Source organism: Methylobacterium sp. 77 (assembly GCF_000372825.1).
GTDB lineage: Bacteria > Pseudomonadota > Alphaproteobacteria > Rhizobiales > Beijerinckiaceae > Methylobacterium.
The window spans coordinates 3199740-3224599 of sequence record NZ_KB910516.1 but is presented as its reverse complement, the minus strand read 5'-3'; the positions used below and the strand labels follow the sequence as shown (position 1 = coordinate 3224599).

Genomic DNA, 24860 nt, shown 5'->3' with positions numbered 1-24860 from the left:
GGTGCAATGACGAGCGGCCCGGACCTCACTGGTCCGGGCCGTTTTCCGTCGTGCGCCCGTTGCTGGATCGACCGCGCAGGAAGCCTCGTGTAACTACAAAAATGTCATTGCTACCGAGGCGTGATGCTGTATTTTTGCTGGGACCAAGCAAAGGCTGAGAGCAATCTGCGCAAGCATCGCGTCACATTCGCGCTTGCGACGCGTGTCTTCGCCGACCCTTACGCCCTCATGGACCAGGATCGGATCGAAGGCGGAGAACGGCGCTGGCTGACACTCGGTCTGGTCGACAACCTACTGGTTCTGGCGGTCGCCCACACCGTCACGGACGCGCAGGATGGTTCGGAGACGATCCGGATCATCGCGGCCCGACCCGCCGATCGACGAGAACGGAAGCGCTATGAGCAAGAACGATCACGTCAGATTTGAACTGGACCCGGAGCATCCGCCTGCGCTCACCGCGTCGGAACGGTCCGAACTCGTGGCGCTGGCCGCCTTGCCCGACCGGGATATCGATCGGTCGGACATCCCCCCTCTCACCGAGGCGTTCTTCGCGAACGCCGTTCGCAACCCGTTCTACCGGCCGGTCAAGGCTCAGCTGACGACTCGGATCGATGCCGATGTCCTGGCTTGGCTGAAGGCCGGGGGACGCGGCTATCAGACCAAGCTCAATGCGATCCTGCGGCAGGCGATGTTGAGCGAGACCGCCAAGGCAAAACCGCCGCGGACTTAGGCCGCGCCGCCGAGCGGTTACAGCCGCTCGGCCACGAAGGCCTCGGCCGCCGGGGAGGTCTCGCTCGATTCGTGCTGCAGCAGGCCGATGACCTCGCCCGCATCCTTCGCCACGAGGTAGTTCAGGTCGAGCCCCTCGCGGATGAAGCCGAGGTCGCGCATGTGGTCGAGAAGCGTCAGCAGCGGCGTCCAGAAATCGGACACCGAGAGCAGCAGGATCGGCTTCTTGTGCTGGCCGAGCTGTGCCCAGGTCAGCTGCTCCACCAACTCCTCCAGGGTGCCGATGCCGCCGGGCAGCGCCACGAACGCGTCGGACCGCTCGAACATCAGCCGCTTGCGGGTATGCATGTCGCCGACGACGATCGTCTCCTGGATCTCGTCGAGCATGCGCTCGCGCGATTTCAGGAAGTCGGGGATGATGCCGGTGACGTGGCCGCCGGCATCGAGCACCGCCTGCGCCACGGTGCCCATCAGCCCGACATTGCCGCCGCCATAGACGAGGCCGATCCCGGCTTCCGCCAGGGCGCGGCCAAGCGTCGCCGCAGCCTCGGCGAAGGCCGGATCACCGCCGAAGCCGGAGCCGCAATAGACGCAGACGGTCTTCACCGGGGCCATGGCCGGCCTCCGACGCTGAGAGGCAGAACGGCGCCATCCAGGGGCCAAACTGCTGATTTCGTGAATGATCCCGCCTTTTGGGGGGAAGCGTGATTTGGTCTTGCGGTCATGTCGGCTAGTATGTCGCCATCAATCGACACTTTGTCGACAGCCAGAGCCGAAGCTCGACGATGTTATCTGCCGCAAAGTCGATGGGCGTGAGGAGTGAGGGACCATGACGGCGGAGTTGCGGCGAAGCCTGATCCTCGCCTGCGGTGGCCTGTTATGCGGCTTTGCCCTCGTGGTCGTGCTGTTCGGCACGGGCGAGTTGTTCAAGCGCGTGCAGGGCGACAAGGTGCCCTTGGCCGGAACGGCCGAGCCCCAGGCGAAGGACACCAGCACCCCGGAATCGCGCTCAGCGGAATCGCCCGCCGCCGCGGGATCGCCCGTGACCCCGCCGGCCCGCCGCGAGGAGGGGGCTTCGACGACGCCGGGAAAGTCGCTGGCGGGCGGGCGCGCCAGCGGGCAGACGGGCAATCCCTCCGCCGCCCAGGACCAGGGGCAGGCCCCGACCTTCGACATCATCCGCGTCGAGCCGACGGGCGAGACCGTGATCGCCGGTCGCGGAGCGCCCAACACCACCGTCGAGATGCTGCGCGACAATCATCCGATTGCCCGTGCGCTCATCGACCCGTCCGGCCAGTTTGCCATCGTCCCGCCTGCGCTCCCCGCCGGTAACAGCGAGATCACGCTGCGTGCCATCGGCGCCGACGGCCAGGGCCGTCAGGCGAAAGAGACCGTGGTGGTGGTGGTGTCGGCCGACCGCACCACCAAGCCCCTCATCGCGCTGACCTCGCCCGACAAACCCACCGTCGTCCTGTCGCAGCCCGATCGCCCGGTGGCGGATGCGGCGGCTGGCCAAGGGAATGGCAACGCGGCCGGTCAAGCGTCCGGCAAGAAGGCCGGCCCCGAGGCGGCGAAGGGCGCAAAGCCCAACAAGCCCGGCACGGACGACCCGGCTTCAGCCGGGCTCGCGAAGCCGGGCGGCGCCGATTCCGCCAAAGCCGAAGCCGCGACATCGGAAAAGGCCGAAGCCGGCAAGTCCGAAGCGAGCAAGACTGAAACCGGCAGGCCCGATCCCCAGAAGCCGGACGCCGTGCCGGTCAAGGTCGTCAGCGTCGATGCCGAGGAGGGGGGGCGTCTCTTCGTGACCGGACAGGCGCCGGCCGGGGCCACCGTCCGCCTCTACATCAACGACACCCTGATCGCGCCCGGCAGTGTCGGTGCCGACGGGCGGGTTTCGTTCACGATCGGACGCGGGGTCGCGCCCGGCGATTACCGCATCCGCATCGATCAGGTCGATCCCGTCTCGGGCAAGGTGAAGAGCCGGTCGGAAGTCGCCTTCGCCATGCCGAACGCGGTCAAGCCCGTGGTGGCCACGGGGCCGGACGCCGCGCCGCCGCATGCGGTCGCGGCCCTGTCGCCGCCCGGATCTCAGGCCAAGCCTTCGCCGAGTGCGGCGCTGGCGGGCAAGGTGCTGGACAAGATGCAGGACAAGCGGTCCAAGCCGCCGCTCGTCGACCGTTCGGTCCCGGCGGCTCCGCAGGACGCCTCGCCGAGCGCGCCGGCATCGACGATGACGACGGGCCGTTCGCAGCCGGGGCCCACCACGGACCAGGCCGCCGCGGCGTCCTCCTCCCCTTCCGCGTCCCCTCTCGCTTCTCCTTCCGCGTCGCCTTCGACTCTGGCGCTTCAGCCCCCGGCCGCACCGCAGACCGTGTTCGTGCCCGAGATCAGCACCGCCAGGATCACACGCGGCGACAGCCTGTGGGAAATCAGCCGGCGGATCTACGGCAAGGGCACCCGCTACACCGTGATCTTCGACGCCAACCAGCCGCAGATCCGCAACCCGGATCTGATCTATCCCGGTCAGATCTTCGTCCTGCCCTCGGAGAACGCGTCGGCAATGCCGCAGGAGAAGCGCAGGAGCTGAAAGCGCGGGAGTTGAAGGGACGCAATCGGGCCGCGCGGCCTGCATCCCGGCCTTGCGCCGCCGCGCGACTGTCTGGAACGGTTCCGAAGGACTATATCGGGGCCTGAGCCCGCCCAATCCGAGTCGTTTTGAATGAACATCGATCCCACCCCAGCGGCGGGCGGCGGCACCACGCCGCCCGAGCGCCCCGGCCTGTTCGCCACCTATCGCCGGCTCTGGCCCTACCTCTGGCCCCATACGCGGCCGGACCTGCAGCGGCGCGTCTTCCTCGCCTTCGGCCTGCTCCTCGTCGCGAAATTCGTGACGATGCTGACGCCCTTCACCTTCAAATGGGCGACCGATGCCCTGGTCGCCGCGATCGGCGACAAGGACGGCGTCCGTGCCGCGCTGCCGACCGGGCTGTTCGCGGCGCCGATGCTGATGATCGGGCTCTACGGCGTGACCCGCGTGATCATGGCCGTGCTCACCCAGGTGCGCGACGGCCTCTTCGCGAAGGTGGCGATGCACGCCGTGCGGCGCCTCGCGCTGCAGACCTTCGAGCACATGCACCGGCTGAGCCTGCGCTTCCATCTCGAGCGCAAGACCGGCGGCCTCACCCGCGTGCTGGAGCGCGGGCGCGGTGGCATCGAGGAATTGTCGCGCCTGATGGTGCTGACGCTGGTCCCCACCATCGTCGAGTTCCTGCTCGTCATCGGCGTGCTCGCCTACGAGTTCGACTGGCTCTACTCGGTCGTCGTCTTCGTCATGGTCGCGGCCTATCTCGGCTTCACCTGGAAGGCGACGCAGTGGCGGATCGAAATCCGCCGCCGGATGAACAATTCGGATACCGACGCCAACACCAAGGCGGTGGATTCGCTGCTCAACTTCGAGACGGTCAAGTATTTCGGTGCCGAGCGCCGCGAAGCCGAGCGCTACGACGCCTCCATGGCGAAATACGAGAAAGCCTCGACCCAGACCTACGTCTCGCTCGCCGTGCTCAATGCCGGCCAGGCGCTGATCTTCACCATCGGCATGACGATCGTGATGTGGCTTGCCGCGCGCGACATCATGGCCGGGCGCACGACGCTGGGCGGGTTCGTCCTCGTCAACACCATGCTGGTGCAGCTCTCGATGCCGCTCAACTTCATGGGCATGATCTACCGCGAGATCAAACAGGCGCTCATCGACATCGACGACATGTTCCAGATCCTGCATCGCAACCCCGAGATCGCGGACAGGCCGGGTGCCAAGCCCCTCGTCGTGTCGGCGGGCGTGGTCCGTTTCGAGGACGTGCGCTTCGCCTACGATCCGGCCCGGCCGATCCTGCGCGGCGTCAGCTTCGAAGTGCCGGCCGGGCGCACCATCGCCATCGTCGGTCCGTCCGGCGCCGGCAAGTCGACCCTGTCGCGCCTGCTGTTCCGGTTCTACGAGCCGCAATCGGGCCGCATCCTCATCGACGGCCAGGACATCGCGCAGGTCGAGCAGGGCAGCCTGCGGGCCGCCATCGGCATGGTCCCTCAGGACACCGTGCTGTTCAACGACACGATCGGCTACAACGTCCGCTACGGCCAATGGGACGCGAGCGACGCGGAGGTCCGCGAGGCGGCGCGTCTCGCCCAGATCGACCGCTTCGTCTCCGCCCTGCCGGAAGGCTACGACACGCCGGTGGGCGAGCGCGGGCTGAAACTCTCGGGTGGCGAGAAGCAGCGCGTCGCCATCGCCCGCACGATCCTCAAGGGACCGCCGATCCTGGTCCTCGACGAGGCGACCTCGGCGCTGGATTCCTTCACCGAGCGCGAGATCCAGGACGCCCTCGACAAGGTCAGCCGCGGACGCACCACCCTCGTCATCGCCCATCGCCTGTCGACGGTGGTGAATGCCGACGAGATCATCGTGCTCGACCGAGGCGTGATCGTCGAGCGCGGCGACCACCAGAGCCTTCTCGATGACGGTGGGGTCTACGCCTCCCTCTGGAGCCGCCAGCGCGAGGCCGACGAGGCCCGCGAGATCCTCAAGCGGGCGGAAGAAGACCGCGCCGACGACGAGACCCCGCTCCCCGAAGAATCCGCCCTCCCGAAAGTGAAGCGGCCCACGGTGCCCGAGCCGATGCCGGCGGAGTAGAGCGTTCGCACGGCCCTCGTCCCCGACCTCGATGAGCGTGTCTCGTCGAGGTCTGCCCGCGCGGCGGCGATCGTCCGCCGGGCCCCGGTGAGACGCGTTGAGCTTTGGTCTGCGTCGTCCGGCCTTTCATGGGAGCAGCCGCCGTCCGATGTGGCCGCGCCGGTCTCTCCGACCGACATCGACGCTCGTCGATGAGCCTTCCAGCCCCCCTTTCACCGCCCGCCTTTCGGCCTCCCGGGGCGCGTCCGCGCGATCGATGGCGCCGACAACGTGGCGTCTCTCCACGGCCCCTATGCAACGACTGCTCGCATGAGAGGCAAGTATAGGACTTCGTTTACCAATGCAGGACATGAGCACGTCGCACCTTATTAACTAGCGGTGTGCTTTGATATTGACCGCGCCGAACAACGCGATAATTTCGATTGAATATTACCTAAAAGGCTCGGCAATATGGTCCATTCCCAAGATGTACGCGAGACGCTGAAGGGCGTGGCGGCATTGTCCGAGACGGTCGACGCGATCGGTGAGGACGACAACCTGTTCGACAAGGGTCTGGATTCGTTCGGATCGGTCCAGCTGATGCTGGCGCTCGAAGAGCGCTTCAACATCGAGTTTCCGGACAACCTCCTCAACCGGCGCTCCTTCTCCACCATCCGCATCATCGTCGAGACGGTGAGCAAGCTGACGATGTCGGCCGCGGCATGACCGACACCGGCATGAACGACATCGCCCTCCGCGCGAAGCGGGTCGCGGCGATCGCGGCCCTCCATGCCGACGATGTCGACCGGCAGGCCCGTTTCCCCGCCGAGGCGGTCGCCTCTCTCAAGGCGGAGCGCCTGCTCGGGATGCAGATCCCGATGCAGTTCGGCGGCGAGAGTGCCGGCATGTCGCAGATCGCCGAGGTCTGCTTCACCCTTTCCCAGGCCTGTTCCGCCGCGGCGATGGTCTTCGCCATGCACCAGATCAAGGTCGCGAGCCTCGTCTCGCACGGCCTCGACAGCGATTGGCATTGCACCCTGATGGAAGATGTGGCGCGCGAGCAGCTGCTCTTTGCCTCGGCCACCACCGAGGGCGGCGTCGGCGGCGACCTGCGCAACAGCCTGTGCGCGGTCGAGACGGTGGGCGACGTCTTCCATTTCTCCAAGGACGCCACCGTCATCTCCTACGGCGCCCATGCCGACGTCATCCTCGCCACCGCCCGGCGCCACCCCGACGCGGCTTCGTCCGATCAGGTCCTCGTCGCGCTGATGAAGGGTCAGATGTCGCTCGAGCGCACGAGCACCTGGGATACGCTGGGCATGCGCGGCACCTGCAGCGACGGGTTCAAGCTCGAGGCGCGCGACGTGCCGGTGGCGCAGATCCTGCCGAAGCCCTTCGCCGAGATCGCGGCCCAATCGATGCTCGCCTCGTCGCACCTCCTCTGGAGCAGCGTCTGGTTCGGCATCGCCAGCTCCGCGCTCGATCGCGCCAGGGCCTATGTCCAGGGTGAGGCACGGCGCCGGCCGGGGCAGGTTCCTCCCGGCGCCCTGCGCCTCGCCGAGGCCGCCAACGAGCTTCAGGCGATGAAGGGGACGGTGATCGCCGGTCTCAGGCGCTTCGAGAACGCGCAGGGCGACGCGGACGAACTCGGCTCGATCGGGTTCGCCGTCATGCTCAACAACGTCAAGACGACGATCTCGGCGAAATCCGTCGACATCGTGCAGCGCGCCCTCGGGATTGTCGGTCTGTCCGGCTACAAGAACGGCACGCCGTTCAGCCTCGGCCGGCCCCTGCGCGACGTCCTGTCGGCGCCGCTGATGATCAGCAACGACCGTATCCTCGCCAACACCGCCAACCTCCTGCTCGTGCAGAAGGGCGGGGGCCAGCTTCTGAGCGCATGATGGACCAGCTTCTCGCCCTCGATCCCGTGTCCGATGCACGCGACGAGGCGGCGTCGTCCGAGCCGCGCTCGCTGCTCGACCGGCTTTTCGACCGCGGCCTCCTCGTGCGCACCGGCGTCGACGGACTCTATGGGCGCAGCGGCGATTTCGAGAGCGTGGTCGAGGCCGTGGACCGGATCGCCACCCGGCTCGGTGCCGGGGATGGCGCGGAATCCCTGCGCTTCCCGCCGGGCATGAGCCGCCCCGCCTTCGAACGCAGCGGCTACCTCAAGGGGTTTCCGAACCTCGCCGGCACCATCCACTGCTTCTGCGGCAACGATGCCGATCATGCCCGGCTCCTCGCCTGCATCGAGGCCGGCACCGACTGGACCGGCGATCAGGCCGCCAGCGAGATCGTGCTGACGCCCGCCGCCTGCTACCCGCTCTATCCGGTGGCGGCCGCGCGCGGCGCGCTGCCGGCGGCGGGCCTGTTGTTCGATCTGCAATCCTACTGCTTCCGGCACGAGCCTTCGCTCGAACCGACGCGGATGCAGATGTTCCGCATGCGCGAATACGTCCGCATGGGCAGCCCCGATCAGGTTCTCGCCTTCCGCGAGATGTGGCTGGAGCGCGGCACGACGATGATGCGCGAACTCGGCCTGCCGATCGCGGTCGATCCGGCCAACGATCCGTTCTTCGGCCGCGCCGGCCGGATGCTGGCCAACAACCAGCGCTCGCAGGGGCTGAAATTCGAACTGAACGTGCCGGTCAACAGCGAGGACAAGCCCACCGCCTGTCTCAGCTTCAACTACCATCAGGACCATTTCGGCACGATCTGGGACATCCGGCAGGCGGATGGCGAGGTCGCGCATACGGCCTGCGTCGGGTTCGGGCTCGAGCGGATCACCCTGGCGCTGCTCCGCCACCACGGCCTCGACATCGCGGCATGGCCGGCCGCGGTTCGCGAACGGCTCTGGGGCTAGGGGCCGGTGCTCGCCGCGTTCGTGCGCGAGGAGGTGCCGGAGCCCCCGGCGCCGACCTCTTCCACCCTGCATGGCTCCGACCGGATCTGGCCGGAGACGAATTGCTACGTCGATCTCTGGATCGAGCTGCTCCATGCCCGTGGCCTCGTGCCCGAGGCGATGCTCGGCTTCACCCTGCGCCAGGATTTCGAGGGCGACCAGTTCACCTTCTTCAAGCCGTTCGCCTCCGACATCGAGCGGCTCTACGGCCTGTCGATCCAGGAACTCGCGATCTTCGAGAGCCTCGAAGCGCATGCCCTGATCCAGGCCGCGCGCGGATGCCCGGTGCTGGTGGAGGTGGACGCGATCCACCTGCCCGACACCGCCGGCACCACCTATGGCCGCGAGCATGGCAAGACCACGATCGGCATCCTCGGCCTCGACGCGCAGGCGCGCATGCTCGACTATCTCCACAATGCCGGCCGCTTCCGGCTGAGCGGTGCCGATTACGAGGGCATCTTCGGACCCGCGCCGCTGTTTCCCTATGCCGAGTTCGTGAAGGAGATCGGCGCGCCGCTAGCGCGGGCCGACCTGCCCCGTGTCGCGCTCGACCTGCTGCGCCATCACCGCCGCTTCGCGCCGCGCGCCAACCCGATCGTCGCGTTCCGAGAGGCGCTGGCGGCGAGGGCGGACACGCTGGTGCAGAACCCGCTCGGAATCTTCCACAGCTACGCCTTCAACACGACGCGCCAGCTCGGCGCCAATTTCGAGCTTCTCGGCAGCCATCTCGCGTGGCTCGACGGGGAGGGGGGCGGCGACTTCTCGGCGGCCGCCGAGGCGGCGCACACGCTCGCGGTGGAGGCCAAAGCCTTCCAGTTCCAGCTGGCCCGCGCCTTCGGCCGGCGCAACGCCACGGGCCTGTGCCAGCGGCTCGACGGCCTGGCCGCGACCTACGACAGGGTCTTCGCCGCCCTCGACCGCTCCCTCGCCTAGGGTCGTCGCATGGCCCGCATCCTCGCCGTGGACGGCGTGCCGGCCCGTGCGGTCGAGGGCCCGTGGCACCTGGCGGTGACGCCGCCGGGGGCCTGCGCCACACCGGCCGACCTTCCCGGAGAGGGCTGGATTCCCGCGCGCGTCCCCGGCACGGCGGCGGCGGCCCTGCGCGATGCCGGGCAATGGTCCGAGGCGGCGCCGACGCCGCTCCACGATTCCGATATCTGGTACCGGACCAGGATATCCGGCGCGGGGCGCGAGCGCCTGTGTTTCAAGGGCCTCGCGACCATCGCCGAGATCTGGATCGACGGCGTCTGTGCCGCGACCGGCCGCTCGATGTTCCTGGCGCAGACGGTCGAGGCGGACCTCTCGGCGGAGACCGAGATCGCCCTCTGTTTCCGCTCGCTCTCGGCCGAACTGGCGCGCCCGCACAAGCGCGGTCGCTGGCGGCCGTTGCTGGCGACGCCGGGCTCGCTACGCCACATCCGCACCAGCGTGCTCGGCTTCATGCCGGGCTGGTGCCCGTCCATCGACAGCGTCGGCCCCTATCGCCCGGTGACGCGGTCGCCCCTCGGCGGCGCGGGGGCGATCGCGTCCGTCGACCTGCAGGCGGCGCTCGATGGCGGGACCGGACGTCTCACCGCGCGGATCACCCTCGACGGTACGGCGGACGGGCCCGCGTTCCTGATCTGCGACGGATGCGAGGTCGCCCTGCGGCAGGTCGCTCCCGACGGGTTCGAGGGCGAACTCCTGCTGCCCGATGTCGCTCCGTGGTGGCCCCACACCCATGGCGAGCCGAGGCTCCATGCCGTGGAGGCCATGGTCGCGGGCCGGCGCCTCGATCTCGGCCGGGTCGGGTTCCGCAGCATCACCCTGACGCGCCCGTTCGAGGAGGGCCTGAGCCTCGCGATCAACGGCGTTCCGGTCTTCTGCCGCGGCGCCTGCTGGACCCCGCCCGACCTCACCGGCCTGCCAGGCGACCGCGACAGCTACCTGCCCCTCCTGACGCTGGCGCGCGAGGCCGGCATGAACATGCTGCGCGTGCCCGGGATCACGCTGTACGAGTCCTCGGCCTTCCACGATCTCTGCGACGAGCTCGGCATCCTGGTCTGGCAGGACCTGATGCTCGCCAATTTCGACTACCCGACGGAGGATCCCGGTTTCCGCGAGACGCTGGTCGCGGAGATCACCCAGTTCCTCGACCGGACCCAGACCTCGCCGTCGCTCTGCGTGATCTCGGGCGGAAGCGAGGTCTGGCAGCAGGCGGCGATGCTCGGCTTCCCGCGCGAAGTCTGGGCCGGCCGCTTCGTAGTCGAGTCCCTTCCCGCCCTGGTGGCCGAGACGCGGCCAGATCTCGTCGTGGTGCCGAACTCGCCCTCGGGGGGCGACCTTCCGTTCTCCACCAATGCCGGCGTGACGCATTACTACGGTGTCGGTGCCTATCGCCGGCCGTTCGAGGATGCGCGCCGCGCCGAGGTGGGCTTCGCCTCCGAATGCCTCGCCTTCGCCAACGTGCCGGAGGCCGCGACCCTCGCCGCATGCGGCCTCACCGATCCGACCTCGCCGCAATGGGCGTCGGGCATCCCCCGCGACCGGGGCGCGGAGTGGGATTTCGAGGACGTGCGCGACCATTACGTGGCGACGCTCTACGGCGTCGATCCCGCATCCCTCCGTCGGAACGATCCCGAGCGCTACCTGACCCTCGCCCGCGCGGCGAGCGGCGCCTGCATGGAGGCGGTGTTCGCCGAATGGCGCCGGGCGCGCTCGCCCAATGCCGGCGGGCTGGTCTGGTTCTTCCGCGATCTCGCGCCGGGCGCGGGCTGGGGCATCGTCGATTACCTCGGGCGCCCCAAGCCCGCCTGGTACGCCCTGAAGCGCGCGTTCCGGCCCGTCCAGGTCACCCTCTCGGACGAGGGCCTGAACGGGCTCCACGTCCATGTCCATAACGAGACGGCCGAAGGCCGCCGCGCCAATCTCCGCCTCGCCTTCACCGATGCGGCCGGCCGCGTCGTCGCCAAGGCCGAGCGGGAGATCGAGGTCGGCCCGCGCAGCTCCGCATCATGGTCCTCGGCGGAACTGCTGGGGCGGTTCTTCGACGCCACCGACGCCTACCGGTTCGGCCCGCCGGCCCATACGCTCGGCCATGCCAGCCTCACCGAAGCGGAGACCGGCGCCGAGATCGCCGAGGCGTTCCATGTCCCGCGAGAACTGACCCCGGAGCCGCATGACATCGGGCTCGCGGTCGAACTTCTCCGGGAGGATTCGGGCTGGGTGCTCAGAATCGTCACCGAGCGGCACGCGCTCGGGGTCCGGATCGAGACCTCTCTCGGGCGGCCGGCGGACAATTGGTTCTCGCTCGGCCCCGGTGCGGTTCGCCGGGTGGTTCTCGCCGATGTCGCGGAGGCGGCCGGCGAGCCGCAGGGCAGCATCAGCGCCATCAACGGCATCGCCGTCGCGAGGTTCGGTCGTGCTGGTTTCGGTTCGTGCGAGGTTCGGCTGTGATGGCGTATGAGGCACCCCGCGTCGACTGGGACGCCGCCGTTTCCACCCTGCCGATTCAGCCCGTCGCCTTCGACGGCCTGTTCGGCTGGTTCAGCCCGGGGATCGGCCGCCGTGGCGTCGTCCTGTGCGGCACCCTCGGTTACGAGCAACTCTCGGCGCATCGTCCCTGGCGCATTCTGGCCGAGCGGGTAGCCGCCACCGGCTGCGCGACCCTGAGTTTCGACTATCCCGGCACCGGCGATTCCGCCGACGAGGGCGGCGACAGCGTCGATGGCTGGGTCCGGTCGATCCGACGGGCGATCCGCTTCCTCCGGGAGGAGGCGCAGGCGGAGGAGATCGTCCTCGTCGGGCTTCGCCTCGGCGGCACGCTCGCGGCCCTCGCGGCCGAGGGCGAGCGGGTCGATCGGCTCGTGCTGCTGGCGCCGTTCGCGAGCGGGCGCGCCTATCTGCGCGAGATGAAGATGCAGTCGCGCACCATCGGGCGTATGCCCGACGGATCGCCCCTGCCGCAGCAGGATGGCTGCCTCACCGTCGGCGGCTTCCATATCGGCTCGTCCCTCGCCGCCGACCTCTCGACCATCGACCTCGCCTCGGTCGCGCAGGCGCCGGCAAGCGAGATCCTGCTCATCGGCGGCGAGGCCGGCGGTCTCGGTCCACGCTTCACCGCGCTCGGCGCCGAGGTGACGACGCGGCCCTTCCCCGGCCTCGCCGCCCTCGTCGCCAACCCGCTCTATGCCGAGACGCCGGACGAGGCCTTCTCGGCGGTGCTGGCAGGGCTCGGCGACGGCCTGCAGCCGCGGCCCGCCGCGTTCCGCCAGCCGGTGGGCGCTGCGATTGAAGGCGCCGGCTGGCGGGAGGAGCCACTCCGGTTCGGGCCGTCGCTGTTCGGCATCCTCTGCCGGCCACGCGAGGCCGAACCGCAGCGGCCGATGGTGCTCTTCGTCAATGCCGGCACCAACGTGCATTCCGGCTGGGGCCGCCAGACGACCTCGCTCGCACGCGGCCTCGCGCGGGACGGTTTCCTATCCCTGCGCATGGACCTGCGCGGCATCGGCGACAGTCCCGACCGGCCGGACGGCGCCTCTCCGCTCTACAGCCTCGATCCGCTCGACGACGTGCGCGCCGCCCTCGACCACCTGGAGACGGTGCGGATCGGGCCCGTCGTCATCGTCGGCTCCTGCAGCGGCGCCCATCTCGCCTTCCAGGCCGTCTGCCGCGAGCCTCGGCTGAAGGGCGCGCTCCTCATCAATCCCTATTGCTTCGACTGGAACCCGGCGGACGACGTCGACGGCGTCATCCGCAACGTGTTCCGAAACGCCTCGACCTATGCCGACCTGCTGCGGCGGGGCGCCGTCTGGGGCAGGCTCGTGCGCGGCGAAATCCGGGTCGGGGCCATTGCCCGGGCTCTCGCCAAGGCCGGCTTCGCGCGCGTCGCCAAGCGGATCACGCCCCTGTTCCGGGCACGCCCTCCCGGTGGCACGGTGGCCCAGCGCATCGCGGATCTCCGCCGTCGCGGCGCCCACCTCGATCTCGTCTACAGCCGCGACGACCGCGGCCTCGCCGCCCTGCACGAGAATCTCGGCCGCTCCCCCGCGGCGATCGCCCGACGCCTCGGCGGACCGGTGACGATGATCGACGGGGCAGACCACGATCTGAGCACGGTCGCGGCTCAGGCGCGGCTGGCGGAGGTCCTGAAGGACGTGGTGCGTCGCCTGCTCTGAAGGGCCGGGACGCGAGCGCCATGTATGTTAGGACCAGGCATGATCGGCGTTATTCGGTCCGGCCGTGTCGACGTCGACATGCGACGTTATCCCGGGAATGCAGATCTCTACAGACGATGACTAGAGAAGCGCGTGTAAGGTTAAACCTTACTCCCTGCGATTTGGAATCCCGATAATATTTGCGTTACATTCGATATAGCTTCGGATGGGATCGGGGTGGATCATTCTCTTCGTCAGGGCCGGCCGCATCTCGGGCCCTGCGGCGCCATGAGGCGGCGAAGCATCACACGTCTTGATGGATGAGAGATCGATTGGACTTGGCCCATGCGGGGATCTCGATCGGATCGGTTGGCACCTTTCGGCGGGACGTCGATATGCTGAAGGGCGACGATCCGATACTGTCGATCATCATCAACTGTTACAACTATGAGGATTACGTCCAGAGCGCCATCGAAAGCGTCACGTCTCAGAAAGCCGAACGTTATGAACTGATCGTCGTCGATGACGGCTCGACCGACCAGTCATGGGAAACGATCGAACGGCTTCACGTCAGATCGTTTCGAAAAGAAAACGGCGGTCAGGTCAGTGCCTGTCTGCACGGGGTCGCAAGGACCAGCGCACCCTTCATCCTGTTCCTGGATGCCGATGACGAGTTGTTGCCGAACTCGATTTCGAAGATCATCTCTCTGTTGGACGAGAACGTCGCGAAGCTGCAATTTCCGTTGCTGACGATCGACGCGACGGGAGCCGTCGTCGGACCGGCTCTACCCGCATTGTCGGCAGGTCGCCATCGAGAGGCCTTCGTAAAGAAGGTGGAACGTGCGGGCGCCTACATCTCTCCGCCAACATCCGGGAACGTCTTCCGCAGGGACCTGTGCGACCTCCTCCATGAGGCGCATTACGATTCTGCCGTCGATGGTGTGATGCTGCTGGCCGCACCGTTCTTCGGCGACATCGTCAGTATCGGCGAACCGCTCGGCCGCTACAGAGTTCATTTTCGGAATAAATCCTATCGCAATCAGTTGCCGCCCGTGCCGCATTTGCGGAAGCACCAGAAACGATTTCGTCGCAGGGTCGAGCATCTCAAGAGAAGCATGATCGAGCGCGGGGTTGCTGAGCAAATCAAGCGCCCGGACGAGATGTATCTGCATACGCGGTACGATAATTACTGTGACATATTGGAGGGCAGACGTATTCGATTTCCGAACCTCGTGAGCGCACTGAGGTCCTTTCCGGAATGGTACACTCTCTATCGGCGATTGCTCGTGGCCGTTTTCCTGAGCGCGGGGCTCGTGCTTCCCGGCTCTCTCGTGCTGCCCGTGCTGAGAATCCGGCTCACCGGATCGTGGAGAACGTGGCTGCGTCGCCACTAAGCGGGTGACCGAAACCCGCCTCGCCCGCTGCCGATCGTCGCGCTCGCCGGAGACCTGCCGAAGATCATCCCAGACGTTGCCGGTCTCGGCGGCATGTGAAAGACACCGCTGAAGACGCGTCCGAGCGGAAGCCCGGCGACGTCGGGGCCGGTATCGGCTTGTCGAGCGGATCACCCGCCCCGAGGATGCGCATGATTGCCGAGCCGATGGTGTCCTCGACCACGCGCCTGATCGTGATCCTGGCGGTGGCCGGTTTCGCCAGCACCTTCGCCGGGCGGGCGGTCGAGCCGCTCGTCGGCGTACTCGCCCGCGATCTGCGCAGCGATCCGCATACGGTCGCCCTGCTCTCGACCGCCTTCGCGCTACCCTATGCGCTGATCCAGCCGATCCTCGGGCCGGTGGGGGATTCGCTCGGCAAGGAGCGGGTCATCGCCGTCTGCCTCGGCATCCTCACCCTGGCTCTCACCGGATGCGCGCTCTCGGCGGACCTGACTGTGCTGTTCGGATTGCGCGTGCTGGCGGGCGCGGCGGCGGGCGGCGTCATCCCCCTCGCGCTCGCGCTCATGGGCGACAGGATTCCGCTGGAGCGCCGGCAGGTCGCCATCGGCCGCTTCCTCGTCGCCGTCATCCTCGGGCAATTGTCGGGCTCCACCTTCGCCGGGCTGATCGAGGCCGATGTCGGCTGGAAGGGCGTCTTCGCCATCACCGCGGCCATCGCGGCGCTCGGTTGCGTGGCCACTGTGCTCGGTTTCGAGTGGCGGGCCGGCGCGGCGCCGAGGCGCTTCGCGCTCGACGAGGCGGTGATGCGCTATCGCACCATCGTCGCCATTCCCCGCGCGCGGGTGCTGTTCGCCGCGGTCTTCGTCGAGGCGATCGCGGTCTTCGGCATCTTCCCCCATCTCGCGCCGCTCATCGAGGCGCGCGGGGAGGGCGGCCCGCGCGAGGCCGGGCTCGCGCTCGCGGGCTTCGCCGCCGGCGGGCTGCTCTACTCGGCTTTCGTCGGCGTGCTGCTGCGCCTTCTCGGCCTGCCGCGCATGCTGATCGTGGGCGGGGCGATCTGCGCCTGCGCCCTGCTCGTCATCGGCAGCGCGGGACGCTGGCAGGTGGATTGCGCGGCCTTGGTGGCGCTCGGCCTCGGCTTCTACATGCTCCACAACACCTTCCAGGTTCAGGTCACGGAGGTGGCGCCGACCGCGCGCGCCTCGGCCGTCTCGCTCCATGCCTTCTCGTTCTTCTGCGGCCAGGCGCTGAGCGTCGCGATCCTCGGCGCGGCTCTCCAGGGCCTCGGCCAGTTCACCGCCCTCGCCATCTGCGCCGCGGTGATCCTGGTCCTCGGCAGCGTCACCGCCCGGCTGCTCTGGCGCTGATGATCGAAATCCGACGTTTGGTACCCGCGTCGAACCCGATTTTTCGGTGTTGGCGCCCGTTCCGGGTGGGTTGACGCGGCAATCCAAACGACTGCCGTCTATCTCGGATGTCTGAGCGTCCCGATGAAGCGACCCTGAGTGCGGATCGACCGAGCGGTGTGCGACCGCGACGCGTTCTCGTGCTCGGTGGGACCGGCACCATCGGTCGTGCGACGGTGCGGGCCCTGGTGTCACGCGGTCATGAGGTCGTCTGCCTCGTCAGGCGCAGTGCCGAAAGTCGCGATCCTTCAGGGCCGGCGGATCGTGGCCGCCTGCCCTCGGGTGCGACCGCACGGTTCTCGGATGTGACCGATCCCTCGTCGCTGGCGCGCGACGGCTTCCGCGGCGAGCCGTTCGACGTCCTGGTCTCCTGCCTCGCCTCGCGCACCGGATTGCCCGCTGACGCCTGGGCGATCGACCATCAGGCGCATGTGAATGCGTTGCACGCGAGCAAGGCTGCCGGCGTGACGCATGTCATCCATCTCTCGGCGATCTGCGTCCAGAAGCCGATCCTCGCCTTCCAGCATGCCAAGCTCGCCTACGAGGAGGTGCTGACCACATCGGGGCTCGACTACACGATCGTCCGGCCGACTGCCTTCTTCAAATCGCTTTCGGGGCAAATCGACCGCGTAAAACGCGGCAAGCCATTCCTGGTTTTCGGCAACGGCATGCTGACCGCCTGCAAGCCGATCGGCGACGACGACCTGGGCACCTACCTTGCCGAATGCATCGACAACGCAGATCGACGCAACCGCGTGCTCCCGATCGGCGGACCGGGCGAAGCGGTCACGCCGAAGGCGCAGGGCGAGCGGCTCTTCGCCCTGCTCGGGCGAGAACCGCGATTCACCCATGTGCCGGTGCTGATGCTGGACGTGATCATCGCCGTCCTGGCAACGCTCGGACGGTTGGTGCCGGCACTGGCAGCCAAGGCCGAGCTCGCGCGGATCGGGCGCTACTACGCCACCGAGTCCATGCTCGTCCTGGACCCGGCGACGGGGCGATACGATGCGAGTGCGACCCCGTCTACGGGTTCGGAAACACTGTTCGACTATTACGCGCGCCTGGTCCGAGGCGAGACGGTTGCCGAGCGCGGAGACCACGCCGTGTTCTGACGGCGCTGCGATCGGACGCCCGCGAACGGACCTCCCGAATTGCGGATCGGGGTCGCGAGCGGACGGCACCAAGCGTCCGGATGTCGACCCTTAGGACCAACCCTGCCCGGCATCGGCCTTCCGGTCCCCGCTCATGCGAGCCGGGGACGAGGGAGCGATTGCGCCGCAAAGCCGGGGCAGGGCGCCGATTGGATCATGGAAGTAGCACTATAAATATATATTCATAGCATGATCATCGATCTTATGTTTGAATAATTCCGAACGATGGTCATCTATGGAATGGAATTAGGAAGTAAGATTAGGGTAAATCAAACATAACTTCGTATTATCTCGATAAAGCCGGGACTTTTCGCGGGGTCCGGCCGTTTGTAGGGAGAAGCCATTATACGAGAGAGCCGCCGATGGAGACGATGATCGAGATCGTTCAGCAAAGGATCTCGTCGTCGGGCATGATTGCTGCCGTCCTGCTGTTGCTGACGGCTTTCTGCTGCGCGCTGATCGCCTATTGGCGCACGGTCGAGCAGAAATCGGTCCGGGAGTTTTTCGAATTCGTGCTGCCCCACGAGGTGGCGACACACCCCTCCGCCAGGGCCGACCTTCTGTTCTGGATCACGCGCCGGGCGATCATGCCCTTCCTTCTGATCCCGGCCGGAATCACCTTCGTCGTCGCGGTCGGCTATGCCACCCATGTCGTCGTCGGGCGGGCGCTCGGCATCCATGCGCCTCTGCTCGATGGGCCGCCCGGCCCGATCACCGTCTGCCTCTTCACGCTGACGATGCTGCTGGCCTACGACATCTCGTATTACGTCTATCACAAGGCCCAGCACGCCTTCCCGTTGCTGTGGGAACTGCACAAGGTCCACCATTCCGCCGAGGTCATGGTCGGGATCACCAAGGACCGGGTCCACCCCCTCGACGAGCTGATGAACCGGATCTGGGACGGCGTGATTCCGGGCCTCTGCTTCGGCCTCTGGACGCTGGTGGCGCTCGATCCGGTCGAGGTGACGATCTTCGGCATCAACGTCTACATCATGCGCAATATCCTGATGATGGATTTCGTGCGGCACACGCATTTCAAGATTTCGTTCGGTCGATTGAATACCATCATCCTGTGCCCGCACTGGCATCAATTGCATCACAGCACGAACCCGAAGCATTACGACAAGAATTTCGGGCTGATGTTCTCGTTCTGGGATCGTCTGTTCGGGACGTTGTGCGTGCCAGAGCCGAACGAGGACTTCACGTTCGGGCTGATGGACCGAAACGTCAGGGACTACCAGTCGTTGTTCGGGCTCTACGTCCTGCCGTTGAAGGAAATGTGGCGCCACATCGCCGGCTTTGCCCGCGCCAAGGCTGGCCTCGCCGCGAAGAAAGGGACTCCCTCGTGAACGCATTCGCGCATCCCGGAAAAGCCGTGGCCGAACGGCTCGAAATCGTGCGGTCCCCGGAGCGGCTGGCCGCCGTCGAGACCGCCTGGACCGACCTGTGGCAGCGTGCCGGCGGCCTGGTGTTCCAGAGCCATGCCTGGATCCAGGCGTGGTGGACGACCGCCCCGGACCGGGAGCGGCGCGCGCTCCTGATCGTGCTGGCCTGGCGGGGCGACCGGCTCGAGGCGGTCCTCCCGCTCGCCACCTGTCGCCGCCGCGGCGTCCTTCTCCTCGAATGGGCGGCCAAGGACCATGCCGATTACGGCGATGCCCTCCTCGCGCCCGGCGACGATTCTGCCGTGATCGGCCGGATGTGGGAGCATCTCCTCGCCGCCGGCGGGTTCGACCTGATCTATGTCAACCGCATGCTGCCGAACGCGAAGATCCGCGCGCTCCTCGGGCCCGCGCAGAGGGAGGCGGCCGGCCTCCACCCGAACCATCGCAGCGAGGCGAGTTCTCGCGTCGTCGGGTCCTGGCGCAGCGGCCAGGAATGGTTCGACGGCCAGTCCAAGAAGATGCGTCAGAACTATCGGCGCGGGCAGAAATTCCTGTCCGAGCAGGGGCCGCTGCGGTTCCGGCTGGTCGGCCCCGACGAGTCGATCGAGCCGATCCTCGAGCGGCTCGCGGCGCTCAAGCGCAAATGGCTCGACGGTCGCGCGCTCGAATCCGCCCTGTTCGACGAGGGTACCCCTGCGTTGCCGGCCCTCGTGCGCGTCCTGGCCGAGACCGGCCTGCTCCATCTCTTCGTGCTCGAATGCGACGGGGTAGTGATCGCGGTGTCGGTGAATTTCGTGCAGGCCGGGTCGATGATGGCTTTCGTCACCACCTACGATCCCGATTTCGAGCGGGGATCGCCGGGGATGGTCCTGATGATGGACTACATCCAGTGGTCCATCGACCACGGCTACCGCACCATCGATTTCCTGTGCGGCGACGAGTCGTTCAAGGGCCGTTTCGCCACCGAGACCGTGACGCTCGATTCGGTGATGGGCTCGCGCACCCTACTGGGCGCCGGCGCCATGATGGCCGATACCTGCCAGCACGAGATCAAGTCGCTCCGCGGCCAGGTCACGAACAAGATCATGGACAGCCACGTGATGCTCTCCTACGGCCTCGACAGCACCCTCGCCTTCGGCCTCGCCATCTAAGGCTGGGAGGGGGCCGGGCGGGGAGGGCCGGCGGTCGGCATCTGGGGCGATCGTAACCCGGTGCCGAGGCTGGCTTCCGACCCTTTGCGGAAGCTGGGAACGTCCGCATGTGGGATTCTTGATGAGCCTTCGACCCACGGCCGGGGTGGGTGGATTTCTGCCGATCCGCTATCGGAAATGAATGCATCGAAGCGGACGTCGCCGCCGTGCCCGCTTCCGCCCCATAGCAGGTCCAAGGAATGTCCGTCCTCAGGCTCGTGGTGAAGCAGCTTCAGACGACTGAGACGGGCTTTAAAGAGGCTGGTCGCTCAAGGAAGCTCTGAATAAGACAACGATCATCCAGGAGCGAGAGATTCAATTTTCCGCCGCTCATGTCACACCTGCCTACCTAGGCTCGTCCCTCAGACATGACGTGCGTTTCGCGATCCTGCTGAGACAGATCTACGCGCGTCCCACGAAAGGGATGACGATGACTGATGCAGTAACTGCCAATGCCGGACGAACCGATCCGGCGTATGCCGGCACTCCGCGCTTGGGGGGTGAGGAGTTGGTGCCCTCGCGTTACGCGGTACGGATCGGCGAGATCGACGTGCTGGTCGTCAGCGATGGCGTGTTGCCGCTCCCTACCAAGATGTTGGGACACAACGTCGAACCGGCCCTAAGGGCGGCGTGGCTGAACGACATGTTCCTGCCTCAGGACGCGTTCGACTGGTCGTTGAACGTGGTTGTGGTCCGCAGTGGCGATCAGACCATCCTCATCGACGCCGGGTTGGGGCTGGATCCGAACCTGAACCTGCCGCGGGCAGGTCAACTGATCAGGCGGTTGGACGCCGTTGGGATTGACCTCGCGTCTGTGACCGACGTGGTGCTGACCCACATGCACATGGACCATGTCGGCGGGCTCCTCGTCGACGGCGTGAAGGAGCGGCTCCGCCCGGACCTGCGGATCCACGTGGCGGCTGCCGAGGTCAAGTTCTGGGAAGCGCCGGATTTCGCTCACGTCAACATGCCAGAGGGGTTCCCTGATGCGCTTCGCGCAGCCGCCAAACGGTTTGCGCAAGAGTACCGCGGTCAATTGCGGCTGTTCGACGAGGAGCATGAGGTCGCGCCGGGGGTGATCGTCCGTCGCACCGGCGGCCACACGCCGGGGCATAGTGTGGTGCGCCTGGCATCCGGCGGCGACCGGCTGACCTTCGCCGGCGACGCCGTGTTCTCGGTCGGGTTTGAGCACCCCGACTGGCACAACGGCTTCGAACATGATCCCGAAGAGGCGGCGCGTGTTCGCGTTCGGCTTTTGCGGGAACTGGCGGCGTCCGGCGAGCAGCTGATCGCCACGCATCTGCCGTTCCCGTCGGTCGGTCGGGTCGCGGTTGATGGCGACGCTTTTCGATGGGTTCCCGTGTTCTGGGACTACTGAATACATTGGGACCGTGCTGACGCGGTCCCTCTTCGAATGCGGGGTCGTGCACGGCTCCCTTGTCAAAACTCGTTCATCCCCGGAATCTGTCCCGGGGATGCGCTTTCGTAAGGTCGTGAGCCGTCCGAGCAGATTCGAACGGGAACCGTCTTTTTTGGGACCGCCCTCGTCCCAAGCATCCCAGAAGGTCATGCCTTCGCAGGCCCAAGTCGAGCGCATCGATTTTCCGCGCCAATGTCACACTGCGAGGGGCGCTTCTCGTCATGACCGTGACGGTCCCGCCGGGACTGTGGTTGAGATGGAGCGTCACATGAAAATCGTTGTCATCGGCGGCACCGGGCTGATCGGCTCGCAGGTTGTTTCCGCCCTAAAAGCTCCTGGCAATGAGGTGCTGGCGGCCTCGCCCAGTATGGGGGTGAACGCTGTGACGGGAGAGGGCTTGGCGAAAGCCCTGCGGGGCGCGCATGTCGTGGTCGACGTCGCCAACTCACCCTCCTTCGCCGACGACGCGGTGATGGATTTCTTCGTCCGCGCCGGACAGAATCTGGCCGAGGCCGAAAAGGCGGCGGGCGTTTCGCACCACGTCGCCCTTTCGGTCGTGGGAACCGAGCGCCTGCTCGACAGCGGCTATTTCCGGGCCAAGCTCGCGCAAGAGGAGTTGGTCGCCTCGGCCGGCGTGCCCTGGACCGTGGTGCGCGCTACCCAGTTCTTCGAGTTCGTCGCCACGATTGCCGCAGCCGCAATTGTCGACGGCAGCGCGCGTGCGACGTCCGCCTCGATCCAGCCCATCGCTTCGGCCGATGTCGCTGCCAAGGTTGCCGAAGCCGCCCTGGCGCCACCTCGAAACGGCATGGTCGAGATCGCCGGCCCTGAGAGACTGCCGATGGACGAGCTGGTGCGGCGTCATTTCGACGGCGTTGGTGACACGCGTGAGGTCATCCGGGACGACACGGCACCCTACTTCGGTGTCGTCCTCGAAGACCGCTGGCTGACACCGGATGAAGACGCATGGCTCTCGCAGTGGCGCTACGAAGACTGGGTGGCGACACAGCCGAAGCGCGTGAGCTGAGGCTTCCCGCCGATGGATGCGGCCTACATCTCGGCGCTTTCCGCCCTCGCGGGGTCAGCCATCGGCGCCATGGCCTCCTTTGCGACCACATGGCTGACGCAGCATAGCCAGGAGCGCGCGACCCTGCTCGTCCAGGATCGTGCGCGACGAGAGGCGCTCTACGGCGAGTTCATCCGGGAGGCGTCGACCTTGTTCGGCGACGCCTTCCGACATGACCTCGACGACCCGGCCAAGCTGGTGAACCTCTATGCCATCGTGAACAAGGTCCGGCTCTTCGGGGAGCCTGAGACGCTCAACGAGGCCGAGCGCGTCATGCAGCGGATCGGCGAGACCTACTTCGCCCCGAACAAGGATCTCGCCGCATTCGCGGACATCCGCCACTCAAGCGACCTCGACCCGCTCTGCGCCTTCTCGACGGCGTGCCGGAGGGAGTTGGCAATCGCGAGGCGCCGCTGACGCTTAATGCGGCGCCTTCGTCCCCACCGTCCCATCGAACTTCTCGGCCAAGCGCGCGAGCTTGTCCGGGTTACGGGTGAAGTAGATGCCGACGATCAGTCCACCCTGGATATCGAGGGCAACCGTCTGCAGCATCCCGCCGGGCTCCAGGCTGAGGTAGCCCGGCAGTCCGTCGATCCAGAGATCCTGCAGCTTCCGAGCGCCCTGGATCCACGCCTTCCGGGCGATGCCTTCCAGCATCCGCGTGACCTTGTCGATGCCGATGATCGGCTTCGGGAAGGCGAGGACCTTGCCGCCTCCATCAGAATGCACGGTGACGGAGGCGGCGAGCATCGCGCGGAGTGCCGCGACGTTGCCCGTTGAAGATGCTTCGAAGAAGGCTTTCGCGATGCGTGCACCCTCGTCTCGCGCCACCGGGAAGCGCGGGCGAGCCGACTGGACGTGCTTCCTGGCCCGTGATGCGAGTTGACGAACGGCCGGCGGCTCGCGTCCGAGGGTCGTTGCCACTTCGTCGAGGGGGACCGAGAAGACATCGTGCAGGAGGAACGCGGCCCGCTCCAGCGGCGAAAGCCTCTCCAATGCAAGCATCAACGTCAGCGTCATGTCGTCGGCCACGTCTTCATCGGGCGGCAGAGCGACGGGCTCGGGCAGCCAGGTTCCAACGTAGGTCTCGCGGCGCGCACGGGCGGACTTCATCACATCCAGGCAGAGCCGCGTGACGGTCCGAGACAGAAATGCTGCGGGCGTTACAATCCCAGCATGGTCGACGTGCCGCCAGCGCAGCCAGGCATCCTGTACGACATCCTCCGCTTCAGTGAGGGACCCGAGCATCCGGTAGGCGAGCCGGACGAGACGCGTCCGCTCCTGTTCGAAGACGAGGGTCGGATCGTCAGTGATCGGCATGGCGAACCGACCAGACGCTGAGGGCGACCGCGATAAGCGCAGGAAGTGTCACCGCAGGAAAGTCGCGGGGCAGAACCTCCGGGCCACAGATGCCGACCGCCACCTCCCAAAAGTGGAACAGCGCGTGGCCCGAGAGCCAGATCGCCCCCATGCTCCAGAGCAGCGCGCGCGAGCCGGATCTCACGGCCCCGAACACAAATCCTGCCCCGATCAGCACGAAGATCAAACCGATGTCGCGCAGAAAGTGCTGATTGAACGGCCCCGTCGAGGTCACGCCCGGAACCGCGAAGTACCATGCTTCGGGTGAGATGAGCATGAAGATGCCGTTGCCGACCAAGCCTGCACCAAGACATCCGGCGAGCACCGGTATGGTTTTGCTCATCGCGCTCTCCTCACGTGATTGGTTCACGAGAGTGACGAAGCGCGAAAGCCTAATGTGACATCGGATACAGATTCCTGGGGGGACCTCCGTCGAGGACTCGACCTTGCAAAGACCATCTCAAGGCATTTCAGTCGACTGATCCCAGGTTCAGGCGGCGCATCGAAGCCCTTGATCAAGTCGCACTTGGACCCGAATGCGTACCGCCTCATACGAGGTCCATCGAAAAACGACCGCTTCCGAGGCGCCCCGAAACACGCTTGGACGGCAACATCGGGTCGGCAGCAGTACGTCCGCTTCGGGCCTAACGGCTAGGGTCCGCTCCCCACCCTTACTGGCCCCCCGAAAGTGGACACCAAGCATCGGATGCCGACCTTTACGCAACCCCCAACCCCGCATACCAATCCGCATAACTCGTATTGACGACCATGCGGCGGTTCTCGTCCGGGGCGCCGTCGGTCCACCAGACGGGGCCGCGCTCGCCGAGGGCGTGCTTGGCGGCATCGACCGCTTGGCGGGCCTGAGCGAGGGCGGTCTCGTCGCCGGAGCGCTTGGCAACCTTCACCGCCCGCCGCGCGTCCATCAGCGCCTTGACGAGGCGGTCGCGCTCGGCCGCGTCGAGGTTCGGATCGGCGCGCCGCCACAGCCGCCCCTTGACGACGATGTAGCGGCCATCGGGCGTTTCGGTCACGGGCATCCGGGTGTCCGTTGCGGTGT

General features: G+C 66.9%; 22 protein-coding genes. 18 read left to right on the top strand and 4 right to left on the bottom strand.

The features are described from left to right. Positions 1-123 precede the first annotated feature (123 nt). Positions 124-426 (top strand): BrnT family toxin, encoded by a 303-nt coding sequence (locus A3OK_RS0115315; protein WP_019905770.1) that lies wholly within the window; start codon positions 124-126, stop codon positions 424-426. Continuing rightward, the gene (locus A3OK_RS0115310) at positions 398-730 is read left to right on the top strand and encodes a BrnA antitoxin family protein (RefSeq protein WP_019905769.1); all 333 of its coding nucleotides are present in this window, start codon (positions 398-400) and stop codon (positions 728-730) included. The genes A3OK_RS0115315 and A3OK_RS0115310 overlap by 29 nt, the downstream gene beginning before the upstream one ends. A gap of 17 nt (positions 731-747) precedes the next feature. On the opposite strand, the gene A3OK_RS0115305 is transcribed toward A3OK_RS0115310, so the two are convergent. Continuing rightward, positions 748-1344, bottom strand: a complete 597-nt coding sequence (locus tag A3OK_RS0115305) for a TIGR00730 family Rossman fold protein (RefSeq protein WP_019905768.1) — start codon at positions 1342-1344, stop codon at positions 748-750. A 214-nt stretch (positions 1345-1558) separates the two neighbouring features. Here A3OK_RS0115305 and A3OK_RS0115300 point away from each other — a divergent pair, with 214 nt between their 5' ends. The 16 genes from A3OK_RS0115300 to A3OK_RS0115225 all read left to right on the top strand — a co-directional run bounded on the left by A3OK_RS0115300 (position 1559) and on the right by A3OK_RS0115225 (position 22861). Then, complete coding sequence (locus tag A3OK_RS0115300; protein ID WP_019905767.1) at positions 1559-3316, top strand: LysM peptidoglycan-binding domain-containing protein; 1758 nt, start codon at positions 1559-1561, stop codon at positions 3314-3316. Between the two features lie 132 nt (positions 3317-3448). Beyond that, positions 3449-5416: an ABC transporter ATP-binding protein/permease gene (locus A3OK_RS0115295; RefSeq protein ID WP_019905766.1), complete on the top strand. Its 1968-nt coding sequence runs from the start codon at positions 3449-3451 to the stop codon at positions 5414-5416. A 450-nt stretch (positions 5417-5866) separates the two neighbouring features. Then, positions 5867-6121, top strand: coding sequence for an acyl carrier protein (locus A3OK_RS0115290; protein ID WP_019905765.1), 255 nt, complete (start codon positions 5867-5869; stop codon positions 6119-6121). A gap of 11 nt (positions 6122-6132) precedes the next feature. Continuing rightward, positions 6133-7296 (top strand): acyl-CoA dehydrogenase family protein, encoded by a 1164-nt coding sequence (locus A3OK_RS0115285; protein WP_026597297.1) that lies wholly within the window; start codon positions 6133-6135, stop codon positions 7294-7296. Continuing rightward, a complete protein-coding gene (locus tag A3OK_RS0115280) occupies positions 7296-8258 on the top strand; it encodes an amino acid--[acyl-carrier-protein] ligase (protein WP_019905763.1) in 963 nt (320 codons plus the stop codon). The genes A3OK_RS0115285 and A3OK_RS0115280 overlap by 1 nt, the downstream gene beginning before the upstream one ends. Before the next feature lie 6 nt (positions 8259-8264). Beyond that, a complete protein-coding gene (locus A3OK_RS0115275) occupies positions 8265-9230 on the top strand; it encodes a DUF1839 family protein (RefSeq protein WP_019905762.1) in 966 nt (321 codons plus the stop codon). Between the two features lie 9 nt (positions 9231-9239). After that, positions 9240-11732, top strand: a complete 2493-nt coding sequence (locus A3OK_RS0115270; protein ID WP_019905761.1) for a glycoside hydrolase family 2 protein — start codon at positions 9240-9242, stop codon at positions 11730-11732. After that, entirely contained in the window at positions 11732-13453 is a 1722-nt protein-coding gene (locus A3OK_RS0115265; protein ID WP_019905760.1) for an alpha/beta hydrolase family protein, read from the top strand. Before A3OK_RS0115270 ends, A3OK_RS0115265 begins: the two co-directional genes overlap by 1 nt. Positions 13454-13827: 374 nt before the next feature. Beyond that, positions 13828-14826, top strand: a complete 999-nt coding sequence (locus A3OK_RS0115260; RefSeq protein ID WP_036302951.1) for a glycosyltransferase family 2 protein — start codon at positions 13828-13830, stop codon at positions 14824-14826. A 191-nt stretch (positions 14827-15017) separates the two neighbouring features. Then, positions 15018-16193, top strand: a complete 1176-nt coding sequence (locus tag A3OK_RS0115255; protein WP_245259367.1) for an MFS transporter — start codon at positions 15018-15020, stop codon at positions 16191-16193. A 179-nt stretch (positions 16194-16372) separates the two neighbouring features. Beyond that, the gene (locus A3OK_RS0115250) at positions 16373-17344 is read left to right on the top strand and encodes an NAD(P)H-binding protein (protein ID WP_019905757.1); all 972 of its coding nucleotides are present in this window, start codon (positions 16373-16375) and stop codon (positions 17342-17344) included. A 449-nt stretch (positions 17345-17793) separates the two neighbouring features. Further along, entirely contained in the window at positions 17794-18732 is a 939-nt protein-coding gene (locus A3OK_RS0115245; protein ID WP_245259366.1) for a sterol desaturase family protein, read from the top strand. After that, positions 18729-19919: a GNAT family N-acetyltransferase gene (locus A3OK_RS0115240; RefSeq protein WP_019905755.1), complete on the top strand. Its 1191-nt coding sequence runs from the start codon at positions 18729-18731 to the stop codon at positions 19917-19919. The genes A3OK_RS0115245 and A3OK_RS0115240 overlap by 4 nt, the downstream gene beginning before the upstream one ends. 463 nt (positions 19920-20382) lie before the next feature. Continuing rightward, positions 20383-21336, top strand: a complete 954-nt coding sequence (locus A3OK_RS0115235; RefSeq protein ID WP_081631202.1) for an MBL fold metallo-hydrolase — start codon at positions 20383-20385, stop codon at positions 21334-21336. A 310-nt stretch (positions 21337-21646) separates the two neighbouring features. Beyond that, on the top strand, positions 21647-22405 hold the full coding sequence (locus A3OK_RS0115230) for an SDR family oxidoreductase (RefSeq protein WP_019905753.1): 759 nt from the start codon (positions 21647-21649) through the stop codon (positions 22403-22405). Positions 22406-22417: 12 nt separating this feature from the next. Then, complete coding sequence (locus A3OK_RS0115225; RefSeq protein ID WP_019905752.1) at positions 22418-22861, top strand: hypothetical protein; 444 nt, start codon at positions 22418-22420, stop codon at positions 22859-22861. A gap of 3 nt (positions 22862-22864) precedes the next feature. Here A3OK_RS0115225 and A3OK_RS22880 read toward each other — a convergent pair whose 3' ends face one another. The 3 genes from A3OK_RS22880 to A3OK_RS0115210 form a co-directional block, all read right to left on the bottom strand. Further along, a complete protein-coding gene (locus A3OK_RS22880; RefSeq protein WP_019905751.1) occupies positions 22865-23764 on the bottom strand; it encodes a sigma-70 family RNA polymerase sigma factor in 900 nt (299 codons plus the stop codon). Continuing rightward, on the bottom strand, positions 23751-24146 hold the full coding sequence (locus A3OK_RS0115215) for a hypothetical protein (RefSeq protein WP_026597293.1): 396 nt from the start codon (positions 24144-24146) through the stop codon (positions 23751-23753). The genes A3OK_RS22880 and A3OK_RS0115215 overlap by 14 nt, the downstream gene beginning before the upstream one ends. A 373-nt stretch (positions 24147-24519) precedes the next feature. Next, complete coding sequence (locus A3OK_RS0115210; RefSeq protein WP_019905749.1) at positions 24520-24840, bottom strand: hypothetical protein; 321 nt, start codon at positions 24838-24840, stop codon at positions 24520-24522. Positions 24841-24860: the final 20 nt, after the last annotated feature.